The following is a 1,009-nucleotide window of genomic DNA, read 5'->3' as shown; positions in this document are numbered from 1 at the left end:
ATCGCGCGCGGCGTCAGCCCTGTCTTTCAGCCAGCAGGCCGGCCGCTCGGCCGCATGGACTGCGACCGGTGGGGAGCAGCCATCGGGAGTAGCGGCTTCTGGGCGTAGTTCAGGCGGTGAGGCCGGTGCGGGATCTCCGCCGGAATGGGCCAACCGCATGAAGCGCGGCCAGACCATGAGCCATGGGGCCAGCATGGCCGCGCATTCCCTCCGCTCCGGCGACCATGGCGGTGGCTCGATGAATGTTTCCCTCAGTCAGGACGAACGCCGATGAACCTCTTCAGACGATCTTCCGTTCGGTACGGAACAACACCGCAGCCGGAGACGCCATATCAGCGTGCCGCCCAGGTCTGGGATGACCGCATCGGTTCAGCCCGTGTACAAGCAAAGAATTGGCGGCTGATGGCCTTCGGCTCACTCGTCCTGGCCGGCGGTTTCGCTTCGGCCTTGGTCTGGCAGTCGACGCGCGGGTCGGTGGTCCCTTGGATCGTTCAGGTCGACAAGCTCGGCGAGGCGCAGGCCATCGCTCCGGCTGTTGCCGATTATCATCCGACCGATCCGCAGACCGCATGGCATCTCGCCCGCTTCATCGAAGAGGTGAGAAGCATTCCGGACGATCCGGTCATCGTCCGCCAGAACTGGTTGCGCGCCTACGACTACACGACCGATCGCGGCGCCGTCTCTCTCAACGACTACGCGCGCCTGAACGATCCTTTTGCCAAGGTCGGCAAGATACAGATCGCGGTCGAGGTCTCCAGCGTCATCCGGGCTTCCCCGGACTCGTTCCGCGTCGCCTGGACCGAGCGTCGCTACGAGAACGGCAGCCTGGCGAGCACCGAGCGCTGGACCGCCATAATCACCATCGTCATTCAGCAACCCCGCGACGCCGACCGGCTGAAGGCGAATCCGCTCGGCGTTTACGTCAACGCCATCAATTGGTCGAAGGAGCTTTCATGATGTCCGCGGCACGAACGCGCAAGACGACGAGACGGACCGCCCGCGACATCAC

General features: G+C 64.4%; 1 protein-coding gene and 1 pseudogene. Both read left to right on the top strand.

Features of this window, described 5'->3' with window-relative positions; translation table 11 throughout:
- A pseudogene (locus tag EN991_RS40515) lies at positions 1–274 on the top strand (P-type conjugative transfer protein TrbL); the annotation flags it as partial.
- Positions 271–957 carry a conjugal transfer protein TrbF gene (gene trbF / locus EN991_RS37680; RefSeq protein ID WP_127370603.1) on the top strand — a complete coding sequence of 229 codons (687 nt, stop codon included), beginning with the start codon at positions 271–273 and terminating at the stop codon, positions 955–957. The pseudogene EN991_RS40515 and the gene trbF, both read left to right, overlap by 4 nt.
- The last annotated feature ends 52 nt before the right edge of the window (positions 958–1,009 follow it).

The organism is Mesorhizobium sp. M7A.F.Ca.US.005.03.2.1, from assembly GCF_003997795.1.
Taxonomy (GTDB): Bacteria; Pseudomonadota; Alphaproteobacteria; order Rhizobiales; family Rhizobiaceae; genus Mesorhizobium; species Mesorhizobium ciceri.
This window is presented reverse-complemented; position numbering and strand designations above follow the sequence as displayed.

Bases quoted from the DNA above. Each gene is read 5' to 3' on its own strand.
- trbF (WP_127370603.1), top strand. From the start codon at position 271: ATGAACCTCTTCAGACGATCTTCCGTTCGGTACGGAACAACACCGCAG.